14 protein-coding genes and 1 tRNA gene are annotated in these 14,277 nt (G+C 56.9%); 5 read left to right on the forward strand and 10 right to left on the reverse strand.

All coding sequences use genetic code 11. The annotated features are described in order from the left end of the window. Nucleotides 1-23: 23 nt before the first annotated feature. From CWM54_RS18000 to prmB, 5 genes are read right to left on the reverse strand one after another with little or no spacing between them, the layout of a single operon-like run. The gene (locus tag CWM54_RS18000; RefSeq protein WP_100698025.1) at nt 24-572 is read right to left on the reverse strand and encodes an elongation factor P hydroxylase; all 549 of its coding nucleotides are present in this window, start codon (nt 570-572) and stop codon (nt 24-26) included. Beyond that, on the reverse strand, nt 572-1,381 hold the full coding sequence (locus CWM54_RS18005; protein ID WP_061153756.1) for a sulfite exporter TauE/SafE family protein: 810 nt from the start codon (nt 1,379-1,381) through the stop codon (nt 572-574). The genes CWM54_RS18000 and CWM54_RS18005 overlap by 1 nt, the downstream gene beginning before the upstream one ends. Next, complete coding sequence (mepA, locus tag CWM54_RS18010) at nt 1,381-2,205, reverse strand: penicillin-insensitive murein endopeptidase (protein ID WP_061153755.1); 825 nt, start codon at nt 2,203-2,205, stop codon at nt 1,381-1,383. The genes CWM54_RS18005 and mepA overlap by 1 nt, the downstream gene beginning before the upstream one ends. Before the next feature lie 2 nt (nt 2,206-2,207). Next, nucleotides 2,208-3,293, reverse strand: a complete 1,086-nt coding sequence (gene aroC / locus CWM54_RS18015; protein WP_061153754.1) for a chorismate synthase — start codon at nt 3,291-3,293, stop codon at nt 2,208-2,210. A 41-nt stretch (nt 3,294-3,334) separates the two neighbouring features. Continuing rightward, nucleotides 3,335-4,267, reverse strand: a complete 933-nt coding sequence (prmB, locus tag CWM54_RS18020) for a 50S ribosomal protein L3 N(5)-glutamine methyltransferase (protein ID WP_100698027.1) — start codon at nt 4,265-4,267, stop codon at nt 3,335-3,337. A 167-nt stretch (nt 4,268-4,434) separates the two neighbouring features. Here prmB and smrB point away from each other — a divergent pair, with 167 nt between their 5' ends. Then, nucleotides 4,435-4,986, forward strand: coding sequence for an endonuclease SmrB (smrB, locus tag CWM54_RS18025; protein WP_004201792.1), 552 nt, complete (start codon nt 4,435-4,437; stop codon nt 4,984-4,986). Between the two features lie 18 nt (nt 4,987-5,004). Here the strand turns inward: smrB and sixA are convergent, their stop codons facing one another. The 4 genes from sixA to CWM54_RS18045 all read right to left on the reverse strand — a co-directional run bounded on the left by sixA (nt 5,005) and on the right by CWM54_RS18045 (nt 9,596). Then, the gene (gene sixA, locus CWM54_RS18030; protein ID WP_008803906.1) at nt 5,005-5,490 is read right to left on the reverse strand and encodes a phosphohistidine phosphatase SixA; all 486 of its coding nucleotides are present in this window, start codon (nt 5,488-5,490) and stop codon (nt 5,005-5,007) included. Between the two features lie 209 nt (nt 5,491-5,699). Further along, entirely contained in the window at nt 5,700-7,844 is a 2,145-nt protein-coding gene (fadJ, locus tag CWM54_RS18035) for a fatty acid oxidation complex subunit alpha FadJ (RefSeq protein ID WP_100698029.1), read from the reverse strand. Then, on the reverse strand, nt 7,844-9,154 hold the full coding sequence (fadI, locus tag CWM54_RS18040; protein ID WP_008803904.1) for an acetyl-CoA C-acyltransferase FadI: 1,311 nt from the start codon (nt 9,152-9,154) through the stop codon (nt 7,844-7,846). The genes fadJ and fadI overlap by 1 nt, the downstream gene beginning before the upstream one ends. Nucleotides 9,155-9,311: 157 nt before the next feature. After that, nucleotides 9,312-9,596: a YfcZ/YiiS family protein gene (locus CWM54_RS18045; protein WP_012967491.1), complete on the reverse strand. Its 285-nt coding sequence runs from the start codon at nt 9,594-9,596 to the stop codon at nt 9,312-9,314. Between the two features lie 373 nt (nt 9,597-9,969). Between CWM54_RS18045 and fadL the strand changes: the two genes are divergently transcribed. Then, nucleotides 9,970-11,292 carry a long-chain fatty acid transporter FadL gene (gene fadL, locus CWM54_RS18050; protein ID WP_061153750.1) on the forward strand — a complete coding sequence of 441 codons (1,323 nt, stop codon included), beginning with the start codon at nt 9,970-9,972 and terminating at the stop codon, nt 11,290-11,292. Nucleotides 11,293-11,353: 61 nt separating this feature from the next. On the opposite strand, the gene mlaA is transcribed toward fadL, so the two are convergent. Further along, nucleotides 11,354-12,115 (reverse strand): phospholipid-binding lipoprotein MlaA, encoded by a 762-nt coding sequence (gene mlaA, locus CWM54_RS18055; protein ID WP_008803901.1) that lies wholly within the window; start codon nt 12,113-12,115, stop codon nt 11,354-11,356. Between the two features lie 289 nt (nt 12,116-12,404). On the opposite strand from mlaA, the gene CWM54_RS18060 reads away from it, so the two are divergent. The 3 genes from CWM54_RS18060 (at nt 12,405) to CWM54_RS18070 (ending at nt 14,229) form a co-directional block, all read left to right on the forward strand. Then, the gene (locus CWM54_RS18060; RefSeq protein ID WP_100681066.1) at nt 12,405-13,334 is read left to right on the forward strand and encodes a formate/nitrite transporter family protein; all 930 of its coding nucleotides are present in this window, start codon (nt 12,405-12,407) and stop codon (nt 13,332-13,334) included. Between the two features lie 88 nt (nt 13,335-13,422). Next, a tRNA-Arg gene (locus tag CWM54_RS18065) sits at nt 13,423-13,497 on the forward strand. A gap of 249 nt (nt 13,498-13,746) precedes the next feature. Then, the gene (locus CWM54_RS18070; RefSeq protein WP_061153748.1) at nt 13,747-14,229 is read left to right on the forward strand and encodes a WbuC family cupin fold metalloprotein; all 483 of its coding nucleotides are present in this window, start codon (nt 13,747-13,749) and stop codon (nt 14,227-14,229) included. Nucleotides 14,230-14,277: the final 48 nt, after the last annotated feature.

Consider the following 14,277-nt stretch of genomic DNA (forward strand, 5'->3'; position numbering starts at 1 on the left):
CTCTTGTCATGTAATGTGTGGCCTTAGTGCAGGTCTTCCGGCCACGGAAAGTGTTCCGCCGTCAATGTCGGCGTTTGATAATAATGTTGCAATGCGCGAATAAAACGCGCCGGACGTTCGGGGATCCCTTGTTCAAGCAAAGTCATCACCCGAGCATGGACCCGGCGCTGGAAGGCGATGCGATCGGGCTCAACGTCTCCTTCCAGATTGTCACAGCTGACGTTAAACGGAAATCCCGCCGCCACGCAGAACAGCCACTCATAGGCCTGCGGTTTCACCTCGACGTCCTCAAACTGGCTTTGAGTCACCGCATCGCGGCCGTCCGGGCAGTACCAGTAGCCAAAATCGACTTGTTCGCGGCGCGCTTTGCCGGCGACACACCAGTGAGAAATCTCGTGCAGGGCGCTGGCAAAAAAACCGTGCGCAAACACGATACGGTGATAGAGCGTGTCGTCATCGGCCGGAAGGTAGATCGGCTCATCGTCGCCTTTTACCAGGCGAGTATTAAAATCTTCGGCAAAGCAGCTGTCGAAGAGGTCAATCAGCTGCTGATAATGGTGTTGCTGTTGCATTAATGAATTCCCAACCACTGCAAAATCTCAGCCCCGTGGCTGTCATAGAGGAGCTTCGCGCTCATCACCGCCGAGACGATAACGATCATCGGCCGGATCAGCGACTGCCCTTTACTCAGCACCAGCCGGGAGCCGGCGCGAGCGCCAATAAACTGGCCGGCCATCATCACAAAGCCGGTGGCCCAGATGACCTTCCCGCCGATGATAAACAGCAGCAGACCGCCGAGGTTTGAGGTCGCGTTCAGCAGTTTGGCATGGGCCGTCGACTTCGCCAGGTTAAACCCGGCCAGGGTGACAAAAGCCAGCGCATAAAACGAACCGGCGCCGGGGCCAAAAAAGCCGTCATAGAATCCTACGCTGCCGCCAGCGACCAGCGCAAACGGCAGACCGTACAGTCGACGCTGACGATCCGCTTCGCCCAGTTTCGGCATCAGCAGGAAATAGAGGCCAATCCCGATAACCAACAACGGCAGGATCTGCTTCAGAATATCGGTCTGGACGTGCTGTACCAGCAGCGCACCGGCGGTTGAGCCGATAAAGGTCATCAGAATATTCAGCTTCTGGTCGGCGAGGCTGACCACCTTACGGCGGACAAAATAGAGGGTCGCTGATAGCGACCCGCCGCAGGCCTGCAGCTTATTGGTCGCCAGCGCCTGGGCCGGCGGCATTCCTGCCGCCATCAGCGCCGGCACGGTCAGTAAGCCCCCGCCTCCGGCCAGTGAATCAATAAAACCGGCCAGGATGGCGACAAAGAAAAGCACAACCAGCACCAGCGGCGATACGGCAAACAACTCGATAAAACTATCCATTACAGCACATGCTCATCCAGTAGCGCCTGACAGGAAGGCGGCAACGGCGGCGGCGTCTTCTTCACAGGTGGGGTAGACCCGGGTTTAGGTGGTTCGAACCAGCTTTGTAGCTCCGCCCCGCAGCCATCTCCAGCCGGCGGCGGCGCCTGCTCTTCACATTCAAGGCTCCCTGCCGGACAGCGCAGACGAACATGCATATGGGCGCGATGCTGGAACCAGGGACGGACTTTACGCAACCACTGACGGTCGCTGCCCGCGTCCAGGCACAGCTGCTGTTTAATCGCCGGGTTGACGAAAATACGGGTGACCTCGCTATCTTCCGCCGCCAGCTTGATCAGCTGGCTGATTTGCGGGCTCCACAGCGACGGTACTACGCGCTTGCCGTCGCTGGCGACCAGATCCAGCGCCTGCGGCTTCAGCAACTGAGACGATGTCCAGCGCGTTTGCGGCAGCTGGAGGAAGATATCGACATCCAGGCCCGTCTGGTGACTGGCGTGACCGCCGTTGAAGCGCCCACCCGCCGGCATCCCCATGTCGCCAATCAGCACGGTTCCCATTCCTTTATTGTGCACCTGATTACTCAGGCGCTGAATAAACTGAACCAGATCCGGATGACCGAAATAGCGACGCTGATCGGTACGCATCACCTGATAGCCGGTGGCGCTCAGAGGGAGCGCCTCGGCGCCCACGATACAGCCATTAGAAAATGCGCCAATCGACTGGGCACTGCCGCCGATCGGCTGAGATATTTTCTGCCACGGCGTCGCGGCCAGGCTGCTGGCGCTGGCCAGCAGCGCGAGCAGTGCGATAACGGTGTTTTTCATGGTTACCAGCGTGGAATTGTCGTCGTCACATCGCCATTCTGCGCGCGCTGACGCATAAAGTGATCCATCAGGACGATCGCCAGCATCGCCTCAGCGATCGGTACGGCGCGAATGCCGACGCACGGATCGTGACGCCCTTTGGTGATCATCTCCACTTCTTCGCCAAAGCGGTTAATCGTATGACCGGGAACGGTAATACTGGAGGTAGGTTTCAGCGCGATATGGGCAACGATCTGCTGTCCGCTACTGATGCCGCCAAGAATGCCGCCGGCGTGGTTGCTCTGGAATCCATCTTTGGTGATTTCATCGCGGTTTTCGCTGCCGCGCAGCTTCACCACGTCGAAGCCGTCGCCAATTTCCACCCCTTTCACGGCGTTGATGCTCATTAGCGCGTGGGCAATATCGGCATCCAGGCGATCGAAGACCGGCTCGCCGAGGCCCGGCGGTACACCGTCAGCCACCACCGTCACTTTCGCGCCAATGGAGTCACCCTCTTTTTTCAGGCCGCGCATCAGTTCATCCAGGGCGTCGATTTTATCCGGGTCCGGGCAGAAGAACGGGTTCTGCTCGACCTGATCCCAGTCTTTGATGGCCAGCGGAATATCACCCATCTGCGTCAGGCAGCCGCGAATGACAATGCCGAACTTCGCGGCGAGGAATTTTTTGGCAATCGCCCCGGCCGCCACGCGCATCGCCGTTTCACGGGCGGAGGAACGACCGCCGCCGCGATAGTCACGCAGACCATACTTTTGCTCGTAGGTGTAATCGGCGTGGCCCGGACGAAACAGGTCCTTGATCGCGCCGTAATCCTGCGAACGCTGATCGGTGTTCTCAATCAGCAGACCGATACTGGTCCCGGTGGTAACCCCTTCGAAGACGCCGGAGAGAATTTTGACCTGATCCGGCTCGCGACGCTGCGTGGTGTAACGCGAGGTGCCCGGGCGACGACGATCGAGGTCGTGCTGCAGGTCGGCTTCGGTCAGCGGGATGCCCGGCGGCACGCCGTCGACGATGCAGCCCAGCGCCAGGCCGTGCGATTCGCCGAAGGTAGTGACGCGAAAGAGTTGTCCAATTGTATTTCCTGCCATCACGGCTCCAATCTTTTTCGTTATGTTGGCGTGTTGTTTTTTTAGTCTTTATAAATACCGAAGTGCGCGCGGGCGTCAATCAGCTGCTGTTTGGTCAGCATAAAGACGCCGTCGCCGCCGTTATCAAACTCAAGCCAGGTAAACGGCACGTCCGGATATTGCTCCATCAGATGTACCATGCTGTTACCGACTTCACAAATCAGAATCCCGTCATCGCTGAGATAATCCGGCGCGTTGCCGAGGATGCGGCGCGTCAGCTTCAGGCCGTCGCTACCAGAGGCCAGACCCAGCACGGGCTCATGCTCATACTCTTCCGGCAGATCGGCCATATCCTCTTCATCCACGTACGGCGGATTGGTGACGATCAGATCGTACTGCAGCTTCGGCAGATCGCGGAACAGGTCGGAGCGGATCGGCGTCACCTGATGGATCAGCCCGTGGGACTCAACGTTATGCTCGGCGACGGCCAGCGCGTCCAGGGAGATATCCACAGCGTCGACTTCGGCTTCCGGGAAGGCATAGGCGCAGGCGATGGCGATGCAGCCGCTGCCGGTGCACATATCAAGGATATGCTGTGGCTTATGGTTAATCAGCCCGGCAAACTGGTTGTTGATCAGTTCGCCAATCGGGGAGCGCGGCACCAGCACCCGCTCATCGACGTAAAACTCATGCCCACAGAACCACGCTTTGTTGGTCAGATAGGCGACAGGAATGCGCTCGTTCACGCGACGGATCACCCGCTCAACGATGCGGTGTTTCTCGCTGGAGGTCAGACGCGCAGTGCGCATATCTTCCGGGATATCCAGCGGCAGGTAGAGCGACGGTAGCACCAGCTGTACTGCCTCGTCCCACGGGTTATCAGTGCCGTGACCGTACCAGATATTAGCGGCGCTGAAACGGCTTACCGCCCAGCGCAGCATGTCCTGAATGGTATGCAGCTCATTGACTGCCTCATCAACAAAAATTTTATCCACGACAACCTCCAGGGCACACTCTGCTATAAATTCGGCGGCTAGTGTGCCATGAAGACGGCGATAAATCAGCATTCTTGCGTAGGGTGGCCGGGGAAAAAACAGGTTTTCCTTGCCCGAAGGGATATTGAGTCGGGTAAACTAGCGCAAAGTATTAATGAGAGCGGACAATGAAAAAGAAGACATCGCTAAGCGAGGAGGATCAGGCGCTGTTCCGTCAGCTGATGACCGGCACGCGAAAGATCAAGCAGGACACCATCGTTCACCGCCCGCAGCGCAAGAAAATCACCGAGGTTGCCCCGAAGCGTTTGCTGCAGGAACAGGCCGATAACAGCCACTATTTCTCCGATGAGTTTCAGCCGCTACTGAATACCGAAGGCTCAACGAAATATGTCCGCGCCGACGTCAGCCATTTTGAGCTGAAAAAGCTGCGCCGTGGGGATTATTCGCCGGAACTGTTTCTCGATCTGCATGGGCTCACCCAGCAGCAGGCCAAACAGGAGCTGGGCGCGCTGATTGCCGCCTGCCGCCGCGAACATGTGTTTTGCGCCTGTGTGATGCACGGGCACGGCAAACATATTCTCAAACAGCAAACCCCGCTGTGGCTGGCGCAACACCCGCATATTATGGCGTTTCACCAGGCACCAAAAGAGTACGGCGGTGACGCCGCACTGCTGATACTGATTGAGGTAGAGGAGTGGCAACCGCCGGAGCTGCCTTAACGGCGGGCTCCGGGGCCGTCAGATGGCGTTGGCCATCTTGAGATTGCAGGGGCTTTTCTGCCAGAGGTATTCACCCTTGCCGTCGGCGTCCAGCGTCACGCAGGCGATAGCCGAGGTGGTGAACATCGGAGGCGTTTCCCCCGGACACAGCTCTGAGACCAGGTACCCCACCAGCGGCAGGTGGGAGACGACCAGCGCCGTCGCCACGCCTTCATTCGCCAGCGCCTGCAGATAGGCGCTAACCAGGCCTACGTCGCCGCACGGCGTGAGTTCCGGCATCACGTCGACATGTTTCGGCAGGTTCATGCACTCCCCAACAATATCCAGCGTCTGTTCTGCACGCAGATAGGGACTGACAAGAACGCGCTCAATATCCACTTTTTGACCTTTCAGCCAGGTTGCCATCTGACGAGACTCATCACAACCGCATACGGTTAATGGACGAACTGAGTCGCTGGCTGCATCGAGGGCAGCGTCGCCGTGACGCATAATAAAAACTTGCATATTGCACCGCTTTTGTTAACCAGAAGCACCGTAGTTTGGCCTGCGAAGACAATACGCAGGTGACCCGGTGGCCGGGCATTGTGCCTGATCCATTCAACGAATGAAACGCTGTTTTTTACCTCAATGGCGTAAGTATAGTCAATCATTGTTTACAAAACAGCCAATCAACAGCGTCATCCGCAGCCGGATTTATCTTCTTTGACCACAACTTAGGTCAGCCGTTCATCCGCTGGCCAAAAGGTTGTCCCCTGTTCGGCCATGCGTAATAAAGTGTCACAGGGTGTAAAACGTGGGCCGTACTGGGCGGCCAGGCGCTGCAGGATCGCGGCTACTTCACCCGCGCCGATAGTATCCATATACCGGAACGGGCCGCCAAGAAATGGCGGAAACCCTATACCAAAGACGGCGCCGATATCGCCATCGCGCGCGCTACGGATAATCAGCTCATCAAAACAGCGCGCCGCCTCGTTAAGCATCATCATCACACAGCGTTCCGCCACCTGCTGCGCGGACAGCCGCGACTGGGGGCGGTCGATGCCGAGCAGCGAATAGACTGCCGGGTCGGGCCGTTTTTTGCTTTTACGCCCTTTTGTCTCATAAAGATAGAAACCACGATTATTTTTTCTACCTTTGCGATCGTCCTTCAAAATCGCGTCAATGATGTTTGCAGGTGGGCTAAAACGTTCTCCAAACGCGCTCTCCAGCACGGGGATAATTTTGGTGCCGGTATCGATACCAACCTCATCCAGTAGCTGGATTGGCCCTACCGGGAAACCGAATTTAACCAGGGCCTTATCAATCTCTTCAACCGGTTCGCCCTCCACCAGCAGGCGCATCGCTTCATTGATATAGGGCGCGAGGATGCGGTTCACATAGAAGCCCGCTTTATCCGCGACAACAATCGGCGTTTTCCCCTGACGTTTAGCCAGTTGCACCACGGTGGCGATAGCCTGCGGATCGGTTCCCTTATGCGGGATCACTTCAACCAGCGGCATTTTTTCCACCGGACTGAAGAAATGCAGGCCGATCACCCGCCCGGGGCGACGTGCCTGGGCGGCAATATCGCCTATCGGTAACGATGAGGTGTTCGACGCAAAGATGGTCTGCGGCCCGCAATATTGCTCCACTTCGCTGACCATCCGCTGCTTCAGGGCCAGGTCCTCAAATACCGCCTCGATCACCACGTCGCGATGAGCAAAGCCCTGATAGTCGGTGGCGCCGGAGATCATCGCCATCTGGCGATCGCGCTCACTGGGGCGCAGACGACGCTGGCGGACCTGTTTATTCAGCAGATCCCAGCTGTACTTTAAGGCATGGTTAATGCCACGCGGCTGGATATCTTTAATGCGCACCGGCAGCCCGCCCTTACAGGCGGTCACATAGGCGATCCCCCCGCCCATCAGGCCGCCGCCCAGCACCGCAATGCTCGTCAGCGGTCCGGGCTCGGCTTCAGCGCCACGGTCTTTTTTCAGATCGGTACTGGCAAAGAAGATCGATCGCAGCGCTTGCGACTGCGGGGTCATCGCCAGTTCGCCAAACGCGCGAGCTTCTTCGGCGTAACCGCTGCTGCAACCGTGGGCCAGGCCATTCTCGACAACCTGCAGAATTCGCTTCACCGCCGGATAGTTCCCCTGGGTCTTGCGCTGCGTTTGTTTGCCAACGAAATGGAATAACAGATGGCGGCCCAAAGGCCCCGCCAGCACGCGTTCGCGTACGGGCATATCCCGGCTGGCCGGTCGCCCCTTCAGCGCCAGCGCCACCGCCGCCTGCAATAAAATCGCCTGCGGAACCACCTCGTCCACCAGACCGGCCTTCAGCGCCTGGCGCGCACGCAGTTGCCTGCCGGTAAGCATCATATCCAGCGCCGTACTGACGCCAATCAGCCGCGGTAAACGCTGCGTCCCCCCGGAGCCCGGCAGCAGGCCAAGCTGCACTTCCGGCAAACCGAGTCGGGTTTTTTCGTCATCGCTGCAGATCCGGCCATGGCAGGCCAGCGCCAGCTCCAGACCGCCGCCGAGGCAGGCACCGTGGATGGCGGCAATCACCGGGATCGACAAGCCATGGATCTCAGCCATAATCTGCTGTCCCTGGCGCGCCAGCGCTTCCGCTTCCTGCGCGCTGCGGCAGCGGGCAATCATGTTAATGTCTGCGCCGGCGATAAAGTTATCCGCTTTGGCGGAGATAAACACCACGCCGCGCACCGACTTATCATCACGAACCTGACGTATCAGCCCCCGCACCTGATTGCCGAACTCAGCTTTCAGGGTATTCATTTTCTCACCTGGGGCATCGATGGTGATCACCGCGATCTTGTCCGCACGGACCTCAAGCTTAAAAGCGGAAACAGCATCCATTATTCAGCCTCCACGATCATCGCCGCACCCAGACCACCTGCCGCGCAGGCCGTCACCAGACCGAATCCCCCGCCCCGTCGCCGCAACTCATGCAGCGTCTGGGTGATCATCCGCGCGCCGGTGGCAGCAAAAGGATGACCATAAGCAATAGATCCGCCGAGGACGTTAAACTTGCTCTCATCCACCTCACCGGTGGCCTGCGAGCGTCCCAGCACTTCACGAGCAAAGCGCTCGCTTGCCAGACACTGGAGATTGGCCAGCGTCTGCGCAGCAAAAGCTTCGTGCATATCAATAAGCGTCAGATCCGCCAGCGTCAGACCTGCCCGCTCCAGCGCCAGCGGCGTGGACCATGCGGGCCCCAGCAGCATATCCTGCCAGACGTCGATGGCGGTAAAGGCATAGCTGCGCAGATAACCCAGCGGCGTCAGACCCAGCTCTTTGGCCCTGGACTCGGTCATCAGGATCACCGCCGCCGCGCCGTCCGTCAGCGGCGTGCTGTTGGCTGCGGTGACGGTGCCATGTTTGCGGTCAAAGGCAGGGCGTAACTTTTGGTAATCTGCGAGGGTTGAATTTTTACGAATATTGTTGTCCTGCTCCAGCGGCTCGCGAAAGGGGGGCGCGTAGGCGGTCATCACCTCGGCTGACAACTTTCCCTCTTCCCAGGCTTTGGCCGCCAGTTGGTGCGACCGATGCGCCAGCGCATCCTGTTGTTCCCGGGTGATTCCCCAGCTTTTCGCCATCTGCTCGGCGGTATCGCCCATCCGCAAACCGGTTGAATATTCCGCCACTGCCGGGGGGACCGGCAGCAGGTCGCGCGGCCGCAGACGTGAAAATAGCTTCAGTTTCTGGCTCAGCGTGCGGGCCTTATTGGCATCCACCAGCGTGCGGGCCAGCGTTTTACTGACCCCAATGGGCAACACAGAGGAGGAGTCGGCGCCGCCGGCGATACCGGCGCGGATGGTGCCGGCCATCAGGCTTTCAGCGACGTTCGCCACGGCCTGGAAGCTGGTGGCGCAGGCGCGACTGACGCTATAGGCATCGGTGTGTACGCTCATTCCAGTGCCGAGCACGATTTCCCGGGCGATATTCGGCGCTTCCGGCATCTGCACCACCTGACCAAATACCAGCTGCTCAATGACGTCCGCGGGAATGTCACTCCGGGCGAGCATTTCGCCAACGACCATTTTTCCTAAATCAACGGCCGGAACGCCATGAAAAACCGTTGCCTGGCGCGCAAATGGCGTGCGTAAACCCCTGACAATGGCAATGCGATCGCCCTGACGGGTGATAAGCGGTAATGCCTGACTCATAACGCTCCCCTGTTAAGCAAAACAATCAAGTGGTCTGACCTGATAACAGTCTTAACTAATTTTTTACATTAAGCCAATCGGGGAAGCGAAAAATTGCGAGCCAAAACACATTGAATAGAAAGGTAACGCCCCTTCTACGGGGCGTTAAACGGAGGGATTAACGTAATCCTAACTGGAAGATCAGCGATTCGGCTTCGCAGCTAAAAATAAAATCGATATCCAGCTGTACGCCGCCGTCAACGTCGGTGAAGGTCGGGTTGATTTTGCACGGTTCAGATTGCACATTACGCGCTTTCTCGCTCAGCGCAGCGAGCGTTTGCTCCGCTTCAGCGCGGTTGGCGAACACGCGGCTGTATGAGGCGGTGCAGTCGGTGTTGTCCACAATGGTGCCAACATCCATACAGCAGCATACCGGGGTTTCATCAGCGCTACATTTACTCATCGTAGATTTCCTCTGTATAGGCACCTTCGGTGCCAGACAAATAATGTGCCTATTTTACGCCCTGCCCCCGGTGAGCCTCCAGCCGAGAATCGCCATCACCGCGTTAAGTGACAGAAATCACACTTAAAAATGATCTAAAACAAAAATCACCCTTTCTGGCTCTTACTCCCCCCGACAATTTTGCCAGCTGGATCGCGTTTCTGTTATCACAATTGAAAAACTTCATAAACAAACTTGCAACAACTCATCTGGTCAGACCTATACTCAGCGCACTGGTCTGATTTCTCTGTTGTAACACAGACCCTACACTTCCGCGCTTCTGTTACGGCATGTAACATAGTTTAAAAAAAAATAACTCAATGAGGTTATGGGCATGAGCCAGAAAACCCGCTTTACCCAATCTGCCCTTGCAGTGGCTGTAGCACTTGTTTCTACCCAGGCCTGGTCAGCAGGCTTCCAGCTCAACGAATTCTCTTCATCAGGGCTGGGTCGGGCCTATTCCGGTGAAGGGGCTATCGCAGACGATGCAGGCAATGCCAGTCGTAACCCGGCATTAATTATGATGTTTGACCGTCCAACTATGTCGGCGGGCGCCGTTTTTGTTGACCCGGGTGTCAATGTCTCCGGCACCTCTCCCACCGGCAAGAGCCTGAATGCGGACAATATCGCCCCGACGGCGTGGGTACCCAACTTCCACTTTGTCGCGCCGATTAACGATCAATTCGGTTGGGGGGCATCCATTACCTCTAACTACGGTCTGGCAACGGAATACAACGACGACTATGCGGCTGGCAGCATGGGCGGTAAAACCGACCTGACCACCGCTAACTTCAACCTGAGCGGAGCCTACCGTCTCGACAGCAACTGGAGCTTTGGCTTAGGTTTTGACGCGGTCTACGCCAAGGCGAAGATCGAGCGCTATGCAGGTGACCTGGGTCAGATTGTCGCTGGTTCTGGCGCTCTGCCGCCGGCGCTGGCAGGCCAGGTGGCGAAGATCCCTGCCGACACGCAGATCGCCCATCTTAACGGCAACGCCTGGGGCTTTGGCTGGAACGCCGGTATTCTCTATGAGCTGGATAAGAACAACCGCTACGGTTTTACCTACCGTTCCGAGGTGAAGATCGACTTCGACGGTAACTACCGCAGCAGCCTGCCGGCGGCCTATAACCAAATCCTCGGCAACTTCGGTCTGCCAGCGGGCACTAACGGCCAGACCACCGGCGGTTCACTGACCCTTAACCTGCCGGAAATGTGGGAGCTGTCGGGCTATAACCGCGTGGCGCCGCAGTGGGCGGTCCACTATAGCCTGACCTACACCAGCTGGAGTCAGTTCCAGGAGCTGAAAGCCACCGGCAGCAACGGCCAGACGCTGTTCTATAAAGAGGAAGGCTTTAAGGATGCCTACCGCATCGCGCTGGGAACCACTTATTATTACGACGATAACTGGACCTTCCGCACCGGTATCGCCTTCGATGACAGCCCGGTGCCGGCCAACAACCGCTCCATCTCCATTCCTGACCAGGATCGCCTGTGGCTGAGCGCGGGTACTACTTACGCGTTCAACAAGGATGCGTCGGTTGACGTCGGTCTTTCCTATATGCACGGCCAACACGTTGAAATTAAGGAAGGTCCGTATACCTTCCGTTCCGAAGGGACCGCCTGGCTGTACGGCGCCAACTTCAACTACCGCTTCTGATAAGCCGCGCGCAACAAAAAAGGGTGAACAACATGTTCACCCTTTTTTTATCGTTCGCAGATTACTGTGAATCAATGTCTTTCAGTTCATCCTGAATAGCCTGGGCATTCGGGTTGTCCGCCGGGGTCAGCTTACCGCCGTTGGCGATAAAGTCATGACGCTGGAAGTAAGCTTCACGCACCAAAATGTAAGGATCTGAAGACTGACGCAGCAGACCGTCGGAATCCAACAGCTGAGCACGCGTTTCAATCCCTTCGACAGCCCATTTGCCAATCGACATCGGCCAGGTCAACCAGGAGAGCACCGGGTACAGGCCATCGGCCATATCACCGCCTTCATCGCGCAGCGTAAAGCTACCGTAGAATGGCAGTTGCACATACGGACCATAGCCGACGCCATAATGGCCGAGCGTGCTGCCGAAACGATGTGGTTCAACGCGCTGCAGCTGCGGATTCGCCATGCCCGCGACATCGATCAGACCGCCCATCCCGAGGATAGTGTTCAGGAAGAAACGGGTAAAGTGCACCATACCTTTATAGGGGTCACCCTGCAGGAAGGAGTTCACCATTACCGCCGGCTCTTCCAGGTTGCTGGTGAAGTTGCTTAAACCATTACGCGCCGGCTGCGGAACATAGTCACGCCATGCCACTGCCACCGGGCGAAGCACGTAAGGATCAACCACGTTAAAGTTGAAATTGAACATCGTGCGGTTAAACCCTTCTAACGGGTCTGAACGCCCCTGCGGCTGATCGCCAGAGCTGGAACTGGCACATCCCACCAGCAATGTGGCGCCAAGCGCAAGCGCCGACAGGCGATAATTCATAGGTGTCTCCCTGGTTTTTATGGCTATCGCGAGTTGCCATCCATGACGGAAAGACAACGTTTCCGCCCGTATAGATGTGAGCGATTGTAACAGCACGTTGAACGATGTCTATATCACCCAAGTTGTTGATTTGATCATAGCCTGGGAATAACGAGATCGCGGGGCTCCTATTCTACCGGAGCAACAAAAATCTGACGTTACCATTTTTGCGATTTCAGAGTATGCCCAGCCAGACGGCAGGGAAAGCCGCTACGCTATAACTATATAGATTGATAGCGAGGGCCACGAAATGGATGAACTAGACAATAACAAATTAAAACCAGCGGATGACGAACGAGAAGTCGAAAGTGAAGAAAAACAGCGCGGAGAGGAAATAGAAGTGGATGAAGATCGCCTGCCCTCGCGGGCGATGGCCATCCATGAACATATTCGCCAGGAAGGGGAAAAAGAGATGGAGCGCGATGCGCTGGCCCTGCTGTGGTCAGCCATTGCGGCCGGTCTGTCGATGGGCGCCTCCCTGCTGGCAAAAGGCATTTTTCACGTCAAACTGGAGGGGCTCCCGGGCGGGTTTTTACTGGAGAATCTCGGGTATACCTTCGGCTTTATTATCGTGATCATGGCCCGCCAGCAGCTGTTCACGGAAAATACGGTTACCGCCGTACTGCCGGTGATGCACAATCCCACCCCAGGTAACGTCGGTTTGCTAATGCGGTTATGGTCAGTGGTTCTGGCTGGCAACCTCATCGGTACCGCAGTGGCCGCATGGGCCTTCAATTTTATGCCCGTCTTTGATGAACCAACTCGTCAGGCCTTTGTCAGCATCGCCGAAGACGTAATGAAAAACGGCCCGACGGAGATGTTCGCTAATGCGATTATTTCCGGCTGGCTGGTCGCCACCATGGTCTGGATGTTTCCTGTCGCCGGTGCGGCCAAGATCGTGGTGATTATTCTCATGACCTGGCTTATCGCCCTGGCGGATACGACTCATATCGTGGTGGGATCGGTCGAGATCCTTTATCTGGTGTTTAACGGAAGCCTGCCCTGGAGCGACTTTATCTGGCCGTTCGCCCTGCCGACGCTGGCGGGAAATATCTGCGGCGGGACCTTCATCTTCGCACTGCTGAGCCATGCGCAGATCCGTAACGATATGAGCAGCAAGCGAAAAGCGGAAGCCCGCGCCCAGGCGGCGGAGAACGCCAAAAACGCCGACCGGGCATAAAAAAGCGCCCTGAGTGGCGAGGGTTTAAGCAGTCAGACGGTATGGCTCTTACTCAGGCGGGCAAAAAACGCTATACTCGCACCGCCTTGTCCCCTTAGTTAAATGGATATAACGAGCCCCTCCTAAGGGCTAGTTGCAGGTTCGATTCCTGCAGGGGACACCATATAAACGTTGCCCGCTATTTCCCACCATTACCTAAACGCCAGCCATGGCATATTCTTCTCGCCATCATAATTTGCCGAAATTATCCACGTGTGGATTAGCCAGGACAGGAAGGGGCGCCCCAGTCAATCGCACAGACAATAAACCGACAAAAACGCGCATTCTGCGTACAATACCCTTTGGCTTACGCCTTAATAAGCCACTATCCCATTGCAACCTTCTCTGGACGATACAGGAGCCAGGCGTTGATATGAAACAGATTACCCTCAGCGATATGCAGCAGCAGAGCGAAGCGGCGGCCAGTGCCCCGCGCTTGCGTGCCCATCGCAATTTTCATCCCGAACTAAATGACCCGGTACAACGCCTCGCTATTGCGATGGAACCCGGTACCTATATCCGTCCGCACCGGCACAGACATACTTTCGAACTTTTGCTGCCGCTGAAAGGCCGCTTTGTGGTACTGAATTTTGATGATAATGGCGTAGTCACCCGCCGGGTGGTGCTGGGTGAAACCTGTACAGCGCTGGAAATGGAAGCCGGTACCTGGCATACGGTGCTCTCGCTCGACCCGGGCGGGATGGTTTTTGAAGTTAAGCAAGGTGCTTATCAACCGCTTGCCGAAGTTGACACCATGGCCTGGGCGCCTGCCGAAGGCCAACCGGGCACCGCAGAGATGATGGCATGGTATGCCATCGCTCAGCCGGGTGACCGTTTCCTGTCAACGCCGCAATAACATCAGATATATCAAACAGATGCCACAGTCGTCTGTTTGATTCTCCCC

Origin of the sequence: Klebsiella sp. D-Nf1, assembly GCF_002810515.1 — a bacterium.
In the GTDB taxonomy this organism is placed as follows: domain Bacteria; phylum Pseudomonadota; class Gammaproteobacteria; order Enterobacterales; family Enterobacteriaceae; genus Klebsiella; species Klebsiella variicola.

Bases quoted from the DNA above. Each gene is read 5' to 3' on its own strand.
- CWM54_RS18000 (WP_100698025.1), bottom strand. From the start codon at position 572: ATGCAACAGCAACACCATTATCAGCAGCTGATTGACCTCTTCGACAGC.
- CWM54_RS18005 (WP_061153756.1), bottom strand. From the start codon at position 1,381: ATGGATAGTTTTATCGAGTTGTTTGCCGTATCGCCGCTGGTGCTGGTT.
- mepA (WP_061153755.1), bottom strand. From the start codon at position 2,205: ATGAAAAACACCGTTATCGCACTGCTCGCGCTGCTGGCCAGCGCCAGC.
- aroC (WP_061153754.1), bottom strand. From the start codon at position 3,293: ATGGCAGGAAATACAATTGGACAACTCTTTCGCGTCACTACCTTCGGC.
- smrB (WP_004201792.1), top strand. From the start codon at position 4,435: ATGAAAAAGAAGACATCGCTAAGCGAGGAGGATCAGGCGCTGTTCCGT.
- sixA (WP_008803906.1), bottom strand. From the start codon at position 5,490: ATGCAAGTTTTTATTATGCGTCACGGCGACGCTGCCCTCGATGCAGCC.
- fadJ (WP_100698029.1), bottom strand. From the start codon at position 7,844: ATGGATGCTGTTTCCGCTTTTAAGCTTGAGGTCCGTGCGGACAAGATC.
- fadI (WP_008803904.1), bottom strand. From the start codon at position 9,154: ATGAGTCAGGCATTACCGCTTATCACCCGTCAGGGCGATCGCATTGCC.
- CWM54_RS18045 (WP_012967491.1), bottom strand. From the start codon at position 9,596: ATGAGTAAATGTAGCGCTGATGAAACCCCGGTATGCTGCTGTATGGAT.
- fadL (WP_061153750.1), top strand. From the start codon at position 9,970: ATGAGCCAGAAAACCCGCTTTACCCAATCTGCCCTTGCAGTGGCTGTA.
- mlaA (WP_008803901.1), bottom strand. From the start codon at position 12,115: ATGAATTATCGCCTGTCGGCGCTTGCGCTTGGCGCCACATTGCTGGTG.
- CWM54_RS18060 (WP_100681066.1), top strand. From the start codon at position 12,405: ATGGATGAACTAGACAATAACAAATTAAAACCAGCGGATGACGAACGA.
- CWM54_RS18070 (WP_061153748.1), top strand. From the start codon at position 13,747: ATGAAACAGATTACCCTCAGCGATATGCAGCAGCAGAGCGAAGCGGCG.